Origin of the sequence: Lolliginicoccus lacisalsi, assembly GCF_014841105.1 — a bacterium.
Taxonomy (GTDB): Bacteria; Actinomycetota; Actinomycetes; order Mycobacteriales; family Mycobacteriaceae; genus Lolliginicoccus; species Lolliginicoccus lacisalsi.
Genome location: NZ_JACYWE010000008.1, coordinates 192043 through 205829, shown reverse-complemented (window position 1 = coordinate 205829; position 13787 = coordinate 192043). Strand labels below are relative to the sequence as shown.

Below are 13787 nucleotides of genomic sequence, written 5' to 3'. Positions count from 1 at the left end.
CTCCGCTCGCGGCGACGGTATCGGGAACCCAGCAGGCAAATGGTGATCCAAGTCGCTGGCAGTTCCGCGCGACAGTGGTCGCGAGCCGGCTCTTCACCGCCACGGTCTGCTTCTCCCCGTCCGCTTGATCCGTCACCGGCAGGGCTCGGGAGTCAGTTCCCGAGCCCTGCCGGTTCCACGTCGGGAGCAATTGGCGTCCGGTCGACCTCGGGCCAGTGTGACACGAAGGGAAACGGTAGTGAATCGCCCCACGATTTGTCTCTGCATGATCGTGAAGAATGAGGCTGGGGTCATCGAGCGTTGCCTAGCGTCGGTGAAGCCCCTCATTGATTTCTGGGTGATCTCGGATACGGGCTCGACGGATGGCACGCAGGGGATCATCCGGGATTTCTTCGCTGACGTGCCGGGTGAGCTGCACGAGGACGAGTGGGTTGACTTTGGGCACAATCGTTCCTTGAACGTGCGGCATGCGCGCGGCAAGGCCGATTATCTGCTGCTGATCGATGCAGACATGGTGGTGCGGGTCGAGGGTCCGTTGCCGGAGCTTGGGGCGGATAGCTTCATGATTCAGCACGCGGGTGAATTGCTGTATCGCAACCGCAGGCTGGTGCGCGGCGATATTGATTGGCGCTACGTGGGTGCGACGCATGAGTACATCACTGCCGATCGTGCCGTGAGCGCTAAGAACCTGGACGCATGGGTGGTCGAGCATTTCGCCGATGGCGGTTCCCGGGCGGACAAGTTCGATCGGGATGCAAGGCTGCTGCAGCAGGATATCGATCGTGATCCCGGGAACGCCCGTGCTGTGTTCTATCTGGCACAGACGATGCGGGACATGAAAAACACGCAGCAAGCCATTGACTTGTATTCGCGGCGGGCGTCGATGGGGGGCTGGGCCGAGGAGGTCTATTTCTCGTTGCTGCAGGTCGGGGTGCTCGAGGCTGATCGTGGCAACTGGGGCGCGGGGATGGATGCGCTTGTTCGAGCGTGGGAAGCCCGGCCGCAGCGCTCGGAGGCTTGCTACGAGCTCGCGTCACGATTGCGAGCCAAGGGGCATTACCAGGCTGCCCACGCGTTCGCGATTGCTGGCCTGGGGCGACCCATGCCCGACGATGTGCTTTTCATGAGTCCTTGGGTCTATCGCTGGGGATTGCTGTTCGAGTTCTCCATCACGGCCTATTGGGTGGGGGATCGTGCGGCCTCATTGCGGGCGTGCGATCAACTGCTGGCAATGGACGAGCTGCCAGCGCGCTTCCGGGAGCAGACCCTGCGAAATCGTGAGTTCGCCGCCAAGCCCGCTGCCTAGGAGGTCGACTTCCTCGCGCCACGCTCCTCGGTGCTTCGTGCCAGGATGTAACCATGCCCCATGGTGACGGTGGGTCGATCGCCGGCTTGTTCGACACCCTGGGTGGCCAGCCGCCCGGGGTCGTTGCGCTGATCCTGTGCGGGCTACTTATCATCCAGACGACGTTCCTCGTCGGCCTGCTGCTGCCGGGCGACCTGTCCCTCGTGCTGGCGGGGATGAGCGTGTCCGGTCCTGCGGAGTGGGCTATCGTCGTCGGCGGTGGCCTGGTGGGCTGCGTGATCGGCGCTTCCGGCTCATACTTGCTGGGCTCGCGGTGGGGGCCGGGGATCCGCCGCTCGCGCCTGGGCCGAATGGTGGGGGAGAAGCGCTGGACGCGCGCGGAGAGCTACCTGCAAGGCACTGATGGCGGACCGACGATCATGGTGGCGGTGTTCATCCCGGTCGTGTTCGCGCTGACCCCGTTCACCGCGGGCGCGCTGCGGGTGCCGTACCTGGTGATGATCCGCTGGTGGGCACTGGGAAGCCTGGGCTGGGTCGCGATCTATGTGACGCTGGGCGCCGTTGCGGGAGAGCTGGCTCGCCGCTATCCGGGCTGGTCGGTGCTGTTCGTCACGGGCACGGTGGTGCTGATAGTCCTGCTGGCGGGCACGTTCCGGCACAAGGCGCACCAGTCGGCCCGCCCGCAGTAGGAGATTCTGTCAGTGCTTCTTGACAGCGGCGAGCACGTCCTTGACCGGTGGGTAGTGGCCGAGGGTGTGGCCGCGGTGAAGCAGCGTGATGGTGCCGTCAGCGCCGAGGATCGCGAGGCCGGGGGCCTGGAGCGGATGCCCGGTGATCTTGCCCTGCCGTGCCTTGAGCGCGGCCTTCGCGTAGCGCCACCACGTCTCGGGGCTGAGCATCATCCACCAGTGGATCCGGGTGATGTCGAGGGCCTTGTACAGGGTGAGGTCTGGGTCGAGGAGGAGGGGGAAGCGCACGCCGTTCTCGATGAGGTGGCGGGCCTGGTAGTCGGCGGCACCGCCGACGCCAATGACGTCGGCCCCCGCATCGGTGAAGTCGTCGAGGTGCTCGCTCATCTCCTTGAGGTAGGCCTGGCAGGGCATGCAGCCGTAGTAGCGGACCATGACGATGACAGTGGGGCGGGTGAGCAGCGCATCGAGCTCGATGGGCTCGTCGTCGATGCTGCGGAGCGTGATGCCGGTGACGCGGTCGCCGACCTTGGCCTGGGTCTCCACGTTGGGATCCTCCTCGGGGGTGTTATCTCTGGGGCTGCCAATCCTGGGTGGCGGGTGCCGCGATGGGAACCCGGCCGGGGTCCCGTGCTATTCCCAGGATGACGTGGCGTGCCTCTATCGGCACGTCGATCGAGATGCGGGATCCGGGAGGGAAGGGCTGGGCGAGATCAACCTCTGCCCACACGCTGGCTCCCCCTGCATCGGGGTCGATCCGCAGCCGCTGCCGCGCTCCCATCACGCGGGCTTCCGTGACGGTCCCGGAGATGGCCGCACCGGCGGTTCCAGCCGAGTGGACACGCACGCTCTCATGCCGGAACACCAGGGTCCCGGGTCCCGGGGGCAGCTCCCCGCTGACCTCGTGTTCCCCGAGGGCGCTGCGGTGCACCATGCCGTGGCCGTGCCGGTGCAGCGTCCCAGGCATTGCGTTGAGCCCGCCCATCATGCGGTGCACGGCAAGGGTGGCCGGGCGGGTGTAGATCTCGCGCGGCGCGGCCACCTGCGCGNTGCGGTGCACGGCAAGGGTGGCCGGGCAAAAAACCGGGCCTCGAGCAGCACCGCGATCCGATCGGACAGCACGGCCGCCTCCTGCTGATCGTGGGTCACCAGCACGATCGTCGGCCGTAGCTCGGCCCGGACCTGCCGCAGCAGATCATGCATCTCGCTGCGCAGCGTGGGATCGAGCGCGCTGAACGGCTCGTCGAGCAGCAGCACCCGCGGCGTGGCGGCAAGTGCCCGCGCGAGAGCCACCCGTTGTGCTTGCCCGCCGGAGAGGGCGCCAGCGCGCCGGTGCGCGAGCTCCCCTAGTTGCACGACGTGCAGGTAGTCGCGGGCGTGGTCGCGTGCTGCCCGTCGGCCTTTCCCGGCCGCGCGTGCGGCGAAGGCGACATTGTCGAGCACATCGAGGTGCGGGAACAACAAGGGTTGCTGGAACATCATCGAGACGCCCCGCTGCTCGGCTGGGACCTCGCTCATGTCCCGGTCGGCGAGAAGGATCGTGCCCCGCGTCGCGGTGTCGAGGCCGGCGATGATCCGCAGGATCGTGGACTTGCCCACCCCGGAGGGACCGAGCACAGTGACGCATTCCCCGGCCTCCACATCGAGGGAGACATCATCAAGCACCACGTGCCCGTCGAACGACTTGCCCAGGTGGTCGAGGCGCAGTGCCACGCTCATGATCGGCGTCCTCTCACGGCTAGCAGGGCAACGAGCAAGAGCAACGGAGGCAGCACAGCGCCCACCGAGAGCGCTGCGGTGATGGGCTGGTTCCCGGTGCCCGAAGCATAGGAACCCACCAGCACCGGCACCGTCACCAGGCGACCGCCCCCGATCAGCAGCGTCACGATGTAATCCGTCCAGCCGACGAGGAATGCCAGGAAGGCCGCGGTCGCTACGGGAGCCGCCAGCAGCGGGCCCTGCACATGGAGCATGACGAACCAGCGTGAGGCGCCCAGCACGCGGGCCTCCTCCTCGAATCGCACGTCGTAGGCGCCGAAGCCCACCCGCATCACATAGGTGGTGTAAGGGATCGCGAGGACCGTCAGGATCAGCACAACACCGGGGAAGGCAGGAACGCCGAGGCGCAGGAACAGCACGTCAAGGCCCATCGCCACCGCGAACGGCGGGAACGCCAGGGGCGCGAGCAACAGCGCCGCCACCACACCGCGCCCCGGCACCCGATGCAGCGCCAGGGCTCGTCCCGCCAGGATGCCCGCCGGCGTGGCCAGCGCTGCCACGCATGCCCCGAGCAGGGTGGATGCCACGAATGCGCTGCCCGCGCCCGCCTCGATCGCGGTGCGCGCGCCACGCAGCCCCCATTCCTGCGGCAGCACAGCGGGGAACGCCCACCGGTTCGCCAGCGCCCACAGCACCAGCGGCACGAGCGGCAGCGCGAACCACGCCACCAGGAGCCAGCGTCCCGGCACCCATCTGCGCGGTCGGGCGCGCGCGGTCACCGCCACAGCGACGACCTCCGCGCCAGCACCAGCGCGATCGCCAGCACCGTCACCGACAAGACGCTCGACACCAGCGCCGCTGCCGCCGCATCCGGCCGGGAAGCCAGATCGATCGAGGAGAAGACCCGCACCGCCAGCACCGGCAGCGGCTCGGGATACGGCCTGCCCAGCAGCAGCGGAACCTCCACCGAACCGAACGAGTACACAAAAGTGATCATCGCCGCCGCAGCGAGCGCCGGGGCAGCGAGAGGCAGGGTGACCAGCCGGAACCGTGTGGCCCGCCCCGCGCCCAGCGTGGCCGCGAGATCGGAATAGCCCTCGATGCGGGTAGCCAGCGTGCCCGCCACCACGATCGCCACGAACGCGGATTCCTTCCAGGCGAACTCCAGGATCACCGCGACCCACCACGGCCCGCCCACGAGCTGCGGCCACTGCGAGCCTTCGATGCCCAGCAACCGGGGCAGCAGCCCGGAGTCCGCGATGAGCAGCCCGATAGCGGCGGCACCGATCAAGTGCGGCACCGGCACCGTCACCGCAGCGAGCACCGCGACCACCCGGCCCCGCGCGGCGATGGCGATGCCGGCGGCCAGCCCCACGATCACCGCGAGGATGGTCGACGCCGCTGCGATCCACAGCGATACCAGCGTTGCGCGCGCGAGATCGTCGGCTTGACCGGTGAACGCGCCCGCGCTTAGCGCCGGCTCGCCCACCAGGGGCATCAGTCCGAGGGCTTGCAGCGCCGCAGTGCCCAGGCCTGCCCCGAGCACGAGCGCCACGGGGATGCATGCGGGAGCCAGGAGCAGCACCGGGCGCATGCGAGGCTACTGCCCGGCGAGCACGGACCGCCGCCAGCCCTCATCGAGCGCAGGAACCCACGCCGTCTCCAGCTCGGGCCGCGCGTTGCGGGACAGCTCCTCGTACGGCGGCACGATCGGCGACGAGGGAAGGGACTCGAACGCCTCCCGGTCCGCCGCGCTCAGCCGGTCCAGATCGAGCACCGTGAATTGCCCCCACACCTCCGGCTTGGCCTTGCTCAGCTGCTGGGCCGGGGAGAGAGCGACGTTCGCCGCCACGCGGGCGCCCGCGGTGTTGCCCGAGGTAGAGGGAATGGCGAGGAAGCTCGCGTTGCCCACTGTGCCCTCGTCCAGGGTCAGCACACGCGTCGTCGGCGGGAAAGTACCGTTTGCCACGCGCTCGGTCAATGTCGCGGGGCCGTAGGTCATGGTCATGTCCACCTGCCCGTCGGCGAAGAGCTGATTGAGCTCCTCGACATCCTGCGGATAGGTGCGGCCCTCCCGCCACAGCGACGGCGCGAGATCGTTGAGCTCGGTGAACAACGCGGGCGCGTGCTCGTCGTAGGCCTCGTCGCTGTGCTGCAGCGGCACATCCTCGGATACGCGTGTGAGCACTTCCCGGATGAACACTGAGCCGGTGAAGTCTGGTGGCGCCGGGTAGGTGAAGCGACCGGGATCGGCGCGAGCCCAATCGAGCACCCCCTCGAGCGTCGTGGGTGGCTCGGCGATGCGTGCCTCGTCGTAGACGAGCGTGAACTGGGCCTTGTGCCAGGGGGCCTCGCAGCCATCGACGGGCGTGCCGAAATCAGACAGCAGCAGCGGATCATCCGGATCGGTGTACTCCATGCTGGGCAGGTCCGAGGTCCAGTCGCACAGCCACGCTCCGGCCTGCTTGCCGGTGGCGAAGTTGTCGCCGTTGACCCAGACGAGGTCGATCTCGCCATCAGTGATGCCGGCCTGCCGCTCGGCGAGGATGCGGTTCACCGCGTCCCCCGTGTCGGAGACCGGTACGCGCCGCAGGGTCACCCCCTGCTCGGCCACCGCCGGAGCGAGGATCTCGTCGACATACCGGTTGCCCTGCTCATCGCCGCCCCACATCCACAGCGACACCGTCTGCCCCTGCGCGGACTCGACGACCTCGTCCCAGCTCCCCTCGGTGGGGGTCGGTGCCTCCGAGGAGGGAGCAGAACAAGCAGACAGCATCACCGCGCTCGCGGTCGCTGTCGCCGCGAGCATCCATCCGGTTCGGTGTCGCCTCGTCCTCATCGTTGCTCCTGACATCCTTGCTCCGTCATCGCTCCTGTGCTCCGGCCCATCGATTGTGGCGGGAGCAACACTTCGCCGGGAACACTATGGGTAGTTCGGAGCATTCCCGTTACAGGACTGCCCATCTGAGAGGACCACTGTGAAAGATCCAGCCCGGCGCACCACGCTCATCAAGCTCGCGATGCTTGCGGTGCTGCTCGCCGTCGCCACGATCATTGCTCTCACCGTGAACGTGCCCGGGCCGGAGGAGATCCGTGACCGGGTCGCGGCGGCCGGGCTGCTCGGGGTGGCGGTCTTCGTGCTCGCCTACGCCGGGCTCAGCCTCACCCCGGCCCCGGCCAGCGTGTTCAGCATCGCCAGCGGGGTGCTCTTCGGTTTCGTCGGCGGCGCGCTGGTGGTGTTCGCCGCCGCCATGATCGCCGCCACCATCGCCTACGGGATCAGCCGCTACCTCGGCGCGGAGGCCCTCGCCCGGTACGGCGGCGACCGCACCGCGCGAGCCGTGGCGTTCCTCCGCGAGCGCGGACTGGTATCGGTGCTGCTCGCCCGGCTCATCCCGCTGTTCCCGTTCTGGCTGGTCAACTACGCGGGCGGGCTCAGCGGCATCACGTTCCGCCACTACACCCTCGGCACCGCCATCGGCATAATCCCGGGCGTGCTCAGCTACGTCGCGCTCGGCGCTTTCGGCACCGACCCGCTCTCCTGGCCCTTCCTCGCCGCCATCGCAGCCTTCCTCGTTCTCACCCTCGCCGGTAGCTACTCCGCTCGTCGCATGCGGAGCAGCAAGCCCATGCTCGCGGAAGGGGCCGGCCATGCTTGACGCCCCGCTGCGCGCCCGCCTCGATGCGCCGCTGGCCCGGGCAGCGAAGGCACTGGACCGGTCGTGGATCAGTCCCGACCGGATCACCACGGCCGGCCTGGTGCTGGGGCTCGGCAGCGCCGCCACCGCCGCCCTGCAGCTCTGGGCGATCGCCCTGCTGCTCTGGCTGATCTCCCGGCTCGCTGACGGGCTCGACGGGCCGCTCGCCCGGCTGCGCGCCCAGCGCTCCGGCACCGAAAGCGGCGCGGGCGGGTTCTACGACATCACTGCCGACTTTGTCGTCTACGGCACCACCGTTGTCGGTGTCGCGATCGGCGCGTCCGCCGCCTACGACGTCTCGCTCTGGCCATTCCTGCTCGTGCTGCTCGCCTACTACCTCAACGGGGCCGCGTTCCTCGCGTTCTCCTCCATCGCCGAGCGCCACCACCGCACTCTCGACGACGGACGCTCCCTGTCCTTCCTCGGCGGCCTCGCCGAAGGCACCGAGACCATCATCGTCCACAGCCTCTGGCTGATCCTGCCCATGCTCGCCTGGCACATCGCCATCGGCTGGGCGGTGATCGTCGGCATCACCGCGGCCTGGCGCATCCATGCGGGGTACCGGGCGCTGCGGTAGCTGTTGCCGCTGGTGGTGGGCCGGTGCCGCGCGGTGGTGCCGTGCGGTGGTGCTTGGCCGCGCGGCGAGTGTGCTGGGCGGCGAGTGTGCTGGGCGGCGAGTGGAAACTTTTCCCGCTGTGAGCGGGAAAAGTTTCCACTAGCGCGGGCGAAGGGGCCAGCGCGAGGCGCGGCACCCCGCGGGAATGCGCGCGGACAGCCAGCGCGTTCCCGGAGCGAGACAACAGATCAAGACCTGCCGCAATCGAGGCCGAGGAAACCATGACCGAGCCCGCTGTGACGTTCTACTGGCGTCCCGGATGCCCCTTCTGCACGTCGCTGCGGGCCCGGCTGCAACGCCTCGGCATCCCGCTCGACGAGCGCAACATCTGGCAGGACGAGGAAGCCGACCGGGCAGTGCGCGCCGCCAACCGCGGCAACGAGACCGTCCCCACGGTGGTGGTGGGTTCCACGACGCTCACCAATCCCTCGCCGAAGCAGGTGCTGCGGGCCGCGCGCGCCCAGTACCCGGGGGCATACCCAGGTGCCGACGAGGGCCCGGCGGAGGGGCACCGAACGGGGCGCGACTCCTGGCTGCTCGTGCTCCTGCCGGCCATCGCGATCATCCTGCTCTGGCTCGTGCTCGCGGTCGCCCGGCCCGAGGCGACGTTCCACCTCGCGCCCCTGCTCGTCGCCGGGATCCCCGCGTGGATCGCGAGCCGACCGGGAGGCAGCGCGGAGCGCGCGTTCATCCTCGCCAGTGCTGCGGCTGGCGGGGCGATCACGATCATCGCCGCGACATTCCTCGAGCAGCTCGGGATGCTCGCCGGCCCCGCTCTGCTCGGCCTGCCGAACGCATGGACGGAAGCAGTCATCCTCGCGCTCGCGGGCAGCGTCCTCAGTGGCCTGTTCGGTGTGTGGCGGTCGCGCGCCTGACGCGCCATGCGGCCTCGTCCCGTGCCGCCTCGTGCCGCGCCGTGCCGCCAGTGCCGTGCCACCGTGCCGCCGTGCCGTGCCGCCTCGTGCCGCGCCGCCAGTGGAAGCTTTTCCTCCCTGGCGCGGGAAAAGTTTCCACTGGCGAGGGGCCAGGGCGCGGTGACCGGCCCGAAATCGAGGCTAGGCACCAGCGAGGGGCCAGCGCGGCCACGGACCAACGGGCCAGGCTCTAGGCTTGGAGGCATGCTGAGCCGCCCGTACCGCGAATGCGTCGTCGCCGATCGATTCGTTCTGGTCCTCGATAACCGGGTCCTCGAGGTGTTCGACCGGGGCGGTGTTTCGCGCCGCTGGCATGTGCTGCACCTCGGGGTGACCGCGCGGCGAACCCGCACCGGCTTGGAGATCGTGGTGGGCGCCCGCTCGGACGAAGGAGGGCTCGAGCCAACGAGCAAGCCCGTCATGATCGACGTGCCGGAGGAAGAGTCAGCGCGCGTCGAGGAGTTCTTCGACGAGGTCAAGCGCGCCCGCGAATAGGGAGATCGCGCAGCCTGCCGGCTGGTGCCGCGCATGTGCTCGCGGAGGAACGCGCGAGCCCCGCGCCAGCATGGTTGCGGTGGCGCGGGGCAGCGGGATAGGGGCGGAGCTGGCCTAGCGGTGGGCGCGACGGGCCGCGAGGGGCAGCAGCACCAGCGCGAGCACCACGCCGAACAGAATGTGCTCGGCGATGAACGTCGGGTAACCGACCATCGTGGCCATGTCGCGGATCGGGTCCCCGCCGCCGAGGATCGACGCGGTCAGCGGGAGCAGCAGCCAGGCGCTCGCGGCGAACACGACGAAGCCGTAGACAGCGCCGGCGACGGTGAGCACCGCGCCGCGCAGCGCAGCCACCTTGGCGATGGCCGCGAAAACAATGCCGTAGCCCGCGCCGACCATCATGTGCACCAGCGCGCCGACGATTGCCGGGCCCACGATGAAGACGAAGTTGTTGCCCTCCATCGCGGATTCCATGGATTGCATCATCGCGTCACCAGAAATGACGGAGGATGCGATGTGGTAGAGCGGGGTGAAGAATCCGACGCCCTGATAGGTGGCGGCCGCCGTCATCGCAAAGGCAGCCATCGCCAGGGAAGCAATGACACCAGCAATCGCACCGGTCACGGCCCACTTTCCCCATCCTGCGGTGGTCGTTCCGCGCGCGGCGGCATGCGGGGTGTGCGTGGTCATGTCTGTTCTCCTTCGGTTGGTCCACGACCGTTCCTGGTCGTACGAAACCGAAACCCGCCAGGTGTCACTCGCCATTCCGGTTTGGGCGAGTTTTTTTGCACGGAACTTTCAGGATCCGGAAAGGCGCAGAGGCGTCATGGCCGCAGTTTCTTGGGATGCCAGCCGCGCGGTGCGGTCGTTTCTCCCGGCCGGGCTCTCGTAGTGTCGGGCTTCGTGCTGTCCCCTGCTCCGCGACGGTCGTCGAATCGGCCACCCGCGCCTTGGCCATCAATGCCGACCCTGCCCCCGTCCCCGGCAGCCTCTCCGCCCCAGACCGCCAGCGCCGCTACCGCGCAATCCTTAGCCAGCCGCGCCGCAGCGACGACAATGCCCCCATCGCGCGCTGGGCGCGAGGGGATTCGAGCTGCTCGCGAGTGTCCGCAAGCGCGGCGTTCCATATGCCGTCGTTGTAGGTCGGGTATGGGTGCATCGTGGCCGCGAGATCGCGGGCGCGCAGTCCGAGCTTCACGGCAAGCGTTACCTCGCCGATGGTCTCGCCCGCGCGGGGGCTCACTACCGTGCCGCCGATGATCCGTGACTTGCGGTCGAGGATCAGTCGTGAGAAGCCGTCGGTGGAGTGCTCGGTGATTGCCCGGTCGAGGTGGTCATGGCTGATCGTGTGGGCCGTCAAGCGGCTCGCCTCATGCGGGTCGCTCACTCCCACTGACGCGACCTCGGGATCGGTGTAAGTGACTCGTGGGATCCCGGTGGTCCCAGCCTTGCGGCGGAGGCCAAGCACCGCGTTGCTCGCGGCGATGCTGCCGAACGAGCCAGCGGCGTGGGTGAACTGGGGGAGCGGAGTGACGTCTCCTGCGGCCCAGATGCGTGGATTGGTGGTGCGCAGCGTGGGCGAAACGATGACCTGGCCACGATCGTTGGTGCGGACACCAATCTCCTCGAGCCGGAGCCCGGAGGTGCGGGCCGCGCGGCCCACGCTCACCAGCACCCGGTCGAAATCGACCACCGTGCCATCGGCCAATCGCGCCCGCGAGTCCGCGATGCTCTCCACGGATGCGCCCGCAACCACAGTCGCTCCATCATTCTTGAGCGAGCGCGCCACGATCCGCGACGCGTCCTCGGGCTCGCCCATCAGGATGCGCGGCGCGGCCTCAACGATCGTGACAGTGGAGCCGAGCCGCGCGAATGCCTGACCGAGCTCGCAGCCGATGCTTCCCCCTCCGATCACCAGGAGCCTGGGAGGCAGGTCCTCGATGTCCCAGATGGTCTCGCTGGTCAACGGCGCATGATCCGCGAGGCCTGGGATCGGGGGCAGCACGGGCGAAGCCCCGGTGGCGATGACTGCCTGGCGGCACCGGATGGGATCGCCATCGACCAGCACCGTGTTGCCGGTGGAAAACTCGGCGTGGCCTGAGCGCACCTCGATGCCCTCGGACTCCAGGGCCTCCGGGGTATCGATCGGCTCGATCGCGGAGATCGCCGAGCGCACATGATTCATCACAGCGGCGAAGTCCACCGCTGGCTCGCCGAAATGCACCCCCAGGCTCGTGGCACGACGCGCGGCAGCCACATGATGGGCCGCAGCGAGCAATGACTTCGACGGCACGCATCCCGTCCACAAGCAGTCCCCACCCGTGCGGGCGGACTCGATCAGTAGCGCGCTGGCACCAAGCTTGACTGCCGTTTTCGCGGCCACCATTCCTGCCGCTCCGCCGCCGACGACCACGAGGTCATGGACATCGTGGGTGCTGCTCATTGGGCCTCCCGGCGGGTCATCGATCATTTCCTGCGCTCGGACCAGGGCAGAACCAGGCAACGGCCAAGCGGGCGGGCAAGGCAGACTAGGAAGCAGCAGCCAGCCCCCACCACAGCCTGCCAGTTCTACGCCAACGTGCCAGTTCAACCAATGATCTAGGGAGCCCCGTGCCGCCCACGTTCCCATCCAAGTACACCGTATCCGCCCGCTTCTACGACGCGATCTCCGCCGAATGGCCGATCTACGGCGCGGGCCGCGCGGCAGCTATCCCGTTACTCCACCTTGAGGCTGGCGCCTGGGTCCTCGACGTCGGGTGCGGTACCGGGCTGAACTTTCCCTGGCTGCAGCGCCGCATCGACCCGAGCGGGCTCATCGTAGGCGTCGACGTGAGCACGCACATGCTCGAGCAGGCCCGTCGCAAGGTGCGTTCGCGGGGCTGGTCGAACGTGCAAGTCCTCGCGGGGGACGCGACCACGGCGACCGCTGCGCGATTGCGCGAACCGATCGATGGCGCGGGCTACGACGCCGCTATCGCCACCTACGCGCTGTCGCTCATGGACGACTGGCCGGCAGCGCTCGCCACCATGGCCGCCGCTTGCCGACCGGGCGCGCGCCTCGCGATCGTCGACATGCAGCCACCGCAGGGCCACGCCGCGCTGTGGTCACCGCTCGCCAGACTGGCCTGCCGCGCGGGCGGATCCGACATCCACGCCCGCCCCTGGACTCTGCTCGACCACTACTGCGAGGACATCACGGCCCGAAGCGTGCGTGGCGGGCATATCCAGGTAAGGGTCGGGACCGTGCGGTAGCGGGTGCGGTGGCTGTGGGGCGAGGTCTACCGCTGGGAGTGGAAACTTCTCCTGGTTGAGGCGGGAAAAGTTTCCTCTAGAGAAAGATGGCCGAGCCGGGATGGGGCGCGACTACGCATGACCGCGGGTGCCCTGGCGCTCACGCCCATACGCCGGCAGCTCCAGCTTGCTCGCCGCTGCCGCATCCACGACGAACGTCGCGCGCGGATGCCATTGCAGGATCGACGCCGGGCACCGGGCGGCCAGCGGGCCCTCCACGGCGGCAGCGACCGCGGGTGCCTTGCGCGCGCCCGTCGCGATGAGCACGATCTCGCGGGCCTCGCTGATCGTTCCCAGGCCCTGGGTGAGCGCCAGCTGTGGCACGTCATCGAGGTGATCGAAGAACCGGCTGTTATCCATCCTCGTCTGCTCCGCGAGCGCCACGACACGAGTGCGGCTCGACAGCGAGGACGGCGGCTCGTTGAACCCGATGTGCCCATTCGTGCCGATGCCGAGGATCTGCAGATCGATGCCCCCGTGCGTGGTGATCAGGTGGTCGTAACGATCAGCCTCGGCGATGAGATCGGCGGCATCACCTCGGGGGCCCTCGATGCGACTATCCGGGATGCCCGCGGCCTCGGTGAGATCGCGGCGGATCACCTGGTGGTAGGACTCCGCATGCCCGCGCGAAAGGCCCACATACTCATCAAGCAGGAACACCCTCGCGTGGCCGAAGGAGAGCTCGCCGCGCTGTGCCCGCTGGGCGAGCTCCTGGTAGGTGGGGACTGGCGAGGATCCCGTCGCGACGCCCAGGTTGACCACCCGGTGCCGGAGCGCGCGAGCGACGATATCGGCAGCAGCCCTGGCGACGCCGACCGGATCGGCCGCGATGACGACGTCCACTCGTCGGTTCCTCCTTCCGGCATGCTGTCGTGGCGGCCCGGTCGGTGCATCGGCCCGCTCGCTCCCATGCTGCCCCATCCGCCGTGGCCAGGCGACTGGAAACGTGATCATGGTGGAGCGTTGGGGGTGGGGCTGTGCTCTTTCCGGTGAGCGCGGCGCTCACTGCGGGTGAGCGCGGCGCTCACTGCCACCAAAAGCACCGGCAACCGTCAAACG

16 protein-coding genes are annotated in these 13787 nt (G+C 68.8%); 7 read left to right on the top strand and 9 right to left on the bottom strand.

Going from position 1 to position 13787, the window contains the following annotated elements; translation table 11 throughout:
* Positions 1-265 precede the first annotated feature (265 nt).
* Positions 266-1306, top strand: coding sequence for a tetratricopeptide repeat-containing glycosyltransferase (locus HT102_RS13615; protein ID WP_192039970.1), 1041 nt, complete (start codon positions 266-268; stop codon positions 1304-1306).
* A gap of 53 nt (positions 1307-1359) precedes the next feature.
* A complete protein-coding gene (locus HT102_RS13610) occupies positions 1360-1995 on the top strand; it encodes a DedA family protein (protein WP_192039969.1) in 636 nt (211 codons plus the stop codon).
* A gap of 9 nt (positions 1996-2004) precedes the next feature.
* Here HT102_RS13610 and HT102_RS13605 read toward each other — a convergent pair whose 3' ends face one another.
* From HT102_RS13605 to HT102_RS13580, 6 genes are all read right to left on the bottom strand, one after another.
* Entirely contained in the window at positions 2005-2541 is a 537-nt protein-coding gene (locus tag HT102_RS13605) for a redoxin domain-containing protein (protein ID WP_192039968.1), read from the bottom strand.
* Positions 2542-2563: 22 nt separating this feature from the next.
* Positions 2564-2983, bottom strand: a complete 420-nt coding sequence (locus HT102_RS13600) for a TOBE domain-containing protein (RefSeq protein WP_225443691.1) — start codon at positions 2981-2983, stop codon at positions 2564-2566.
* Positions 2980-3714, bottom strand: coding sequence for an ABC transporter ATP-binding protein (locus tag HT102_RS13595; RefSeq protein WP_192039966.1), 735 nt, complete (start codon positions 3712-3714; stop codon positions 2980-2982). Before HT102_RS13595 ends, HT102_RS13600 begins: the two co-directional genes overlap by 4 nt.
* Positions 3711-4442 (bottom strand): ABC transporter permease, encoded by a 732-nt coding sequence (locus HT102_RS13590; RefSeq protein WP_333473452.1) that lies wholly within the window; start codon positions 4440-4442, stop codon positions 3711-3713. Before HT102_RS13590 ends, HT102_RS13595 begins: the two co-directional genes overlap by 4 nt.
* Positions 4443-4489: 47 nt before the next feature.
* Positions 4490-5308, bottom strand: coding sequence for an ABC transporter permease subunit (locus HT102_RS13585; RefSeq protein ID WP_192039965.1), 819 nt, complete (start codon positions 5306-5308; stop codon positions 4490-4492).
* Between the two features lie 6 nt (positions 5309-5314).
* Entirely contained in the window at positions 5315-6553 is a 1239-nt protein-coding gene (locus HT102_RS13580) for an ABC transporter substrate-binding protein (protein ID WP_225443666.1), read from the bottom strand.
* A gap of 139 nt (positions 6554-6692) precedes the next feature.
* Here HT102_RS13580 and HT102_RS13575 point away from each other — a divergent pair, with 139 nt between their 5' ends.
* The 4 genes from HT102_RS13575 (at position 6693) to HT102_RS13560 (ending at position 9437) form a co-directional block, all read left to right on the top strand.
* Positions 6693-7373: a TVP38/TMEM64 family protein gene (locus tag HT102_RS13575; protein ID WP_333473451.1), complete on the top strand. Its 681-nt coding sequence runs from the start codon at positions 6693-6695 to the stop codon at positions 7371-7373.
* Positions 7366-7989, top strand: a complete 624-nt coding sequence (locus HT102_RS13570; protein WP_192039964.1) for a CDP-alcohol phosphatidyltransferase family protein — start codon at positions 7366-7368, stop codon at positions 7987-7989. The genes HT102_RS13575 and HT102_RS13570 overlap by 8 nt, the downstream gene beginning before the upstream one ends.
* A gap of 260 nt (positions 7990-8249) precedes the next feature.
* Positions 8250-8903, top strand: coding sequence for a glutaredoxin family protein (locus tag HT102_RS13565; protein ID WP_192039963.1), 654 nt, complete (start codon positions 8250-8252; stop codon positions 8901-8903).
* Positions 8904-9146: 243 nt separating this feature from the next.
* Complete coding sequence (locus HT102_RS13560; RefSeq protein ID WP_192039962.1) at positions 9147-9437, top strand: hypothetical protein; 291 nt, start codon at positions 9147-9149, stop codon at positions 9435-9437.
* A 114-nt stretch (positions 9438-9551) separates the two neighbouring features.
* Here HT102_RS13560 and HT102_RS13555 read toward each other — a convergent pair whose 3' ends face one another.
* Together HT102_RS13555 and HT102_RS13550 are read right to left on the bottom strand one after the other, a co-directional pair.
* Positions 9552-10127 carry a hypothetical protein gene (locus HT102_RS13555; RefSeq protein ID WP_225443665.1) on the bottom strand — a complete coding sequence of 192 codons (576 nt, stop codon included), beginning with the start codon at positions 10125-10127 and terminating at the stop codon, positions 9552-9554.
* A 325-nt stretch (positions 10128-10452) separates the two neighbouring features.
* Positions 10453-11880, bottom strand: coding sequence for a dihydrolipoyl dehydrogenase family protein (locus HT102_RS13550; protein WP_192039961.1), 1428 nt, complete (start codon positions 11878-11880; stop codon positions 10453-10455).
* A gap of 167 nt (positions 11881-12047) precedes the next feature.
* On the opposite strand from HT102_RS13550, the gene HT102_RS13545 reads away from it, so the two are divergent.
* The gene (locus HT102_RS13545; RefSeq protein WP_192039960.1) at positions 12048-12689 is read left to right on the top strand and encodes a class I SAM-dependent methyltransferase; all 642 of its coding nucleotides are present in this window, start codon (positions 12048-12050) and stop codon (positions 12687-12689) included.
* A 111-nt stretch (positions 12690-12800) separates the two neighbouring features.
* Here HT102_RS13545 and HT102_RS13540 read toward each other — a convergent pair whose 3' ends face one another.
* Positions 12801-13571, bottom strand: coding sequence for a glucosamine-6-phosphate deaminase (locus tag HT102_RS13540; RefSeq protein WP_192039959.1), 771 nt, complete (start codon positions 13569-13571; stop codon positions 12801-12803).
* Positions 13572-13787 lie beyond the last annotated feature (216 nt).

Excerpts from the sequence above, each read along its gene's own strand:
- HT102_RS13615 (WP_192039970.1), top strand. The coding sequence starts at position 266 with ATGATCGTGAAGAATGAGGCTGGGGTCATCGAGCGTTGCCTAGCGTCG.
- HT102_RS13610 (WP_192039969.1), top strand. The coding sequence starts at position 1,360 with ATGCCCCATGGTGACGGTGGGTCGATCGCCGGCTTGTTCGACACCCTG.
- HT102_RS13600 (WP_225443691.1), bottom strand. The coding sequence starts at position 2,983 with ATGATGGGCGGGCTCAACGCAATGCCTGGGACGCTGCACCGGCACGGC.
- HT102_RS13585 (WP_192039965.1), bottom strand. The coding sequence starts at position 5,308 with ATGCGCCCGGTGCTGCTCCTGGCTCCCGCATGCATCCCCGTGGCGCTC.
- HT102_RS13580 (WP_225443666.1), bottom strand. The coding sequence starts at position 6,553 with ATGAGGACGAGGCGACACCGAACCGGATGGATGCTCGCGGCGACAGCG.
- HT102_RS13570 (WP_192039964.1), top strand. The coding sequence starts at position 7,366 with ATGCTTGACGCCCCGCTGCGCGCCCGCCTCGATGCGCCGCTGGCCCGG.
- HT102_RS13565 (WP_192039963.1), top strand. The coding sequence starts at position 8,250 with ATGACCGAGCCCGCTGTGACGTTCTACTGGCGTCCCGGATGCCCCTTC.
- HT102_RS13560 (WP_192039962.1), top strand. The coding sequence starts at position 9,147 with ATGCTGAGCCGCCCGTACCGCGAATGCGTCGTCGCCGATCGATTCGTT.
- HT102_RS13555 (WP_225443665.1), bottom strand. The coding sequence starts at position 10,127 with ATGACCACGCACACCCCGCATGCCGCCGCGCGCGGAACGACCACCGCA.
- HT102_RS13550 (WP_192039961.1), bottom strand. The coding sequence starts at position 11,880 with ATGAGCAGCACCCACGATGTCCATGACCTCGTGGTCGTCGGCGGCGGA.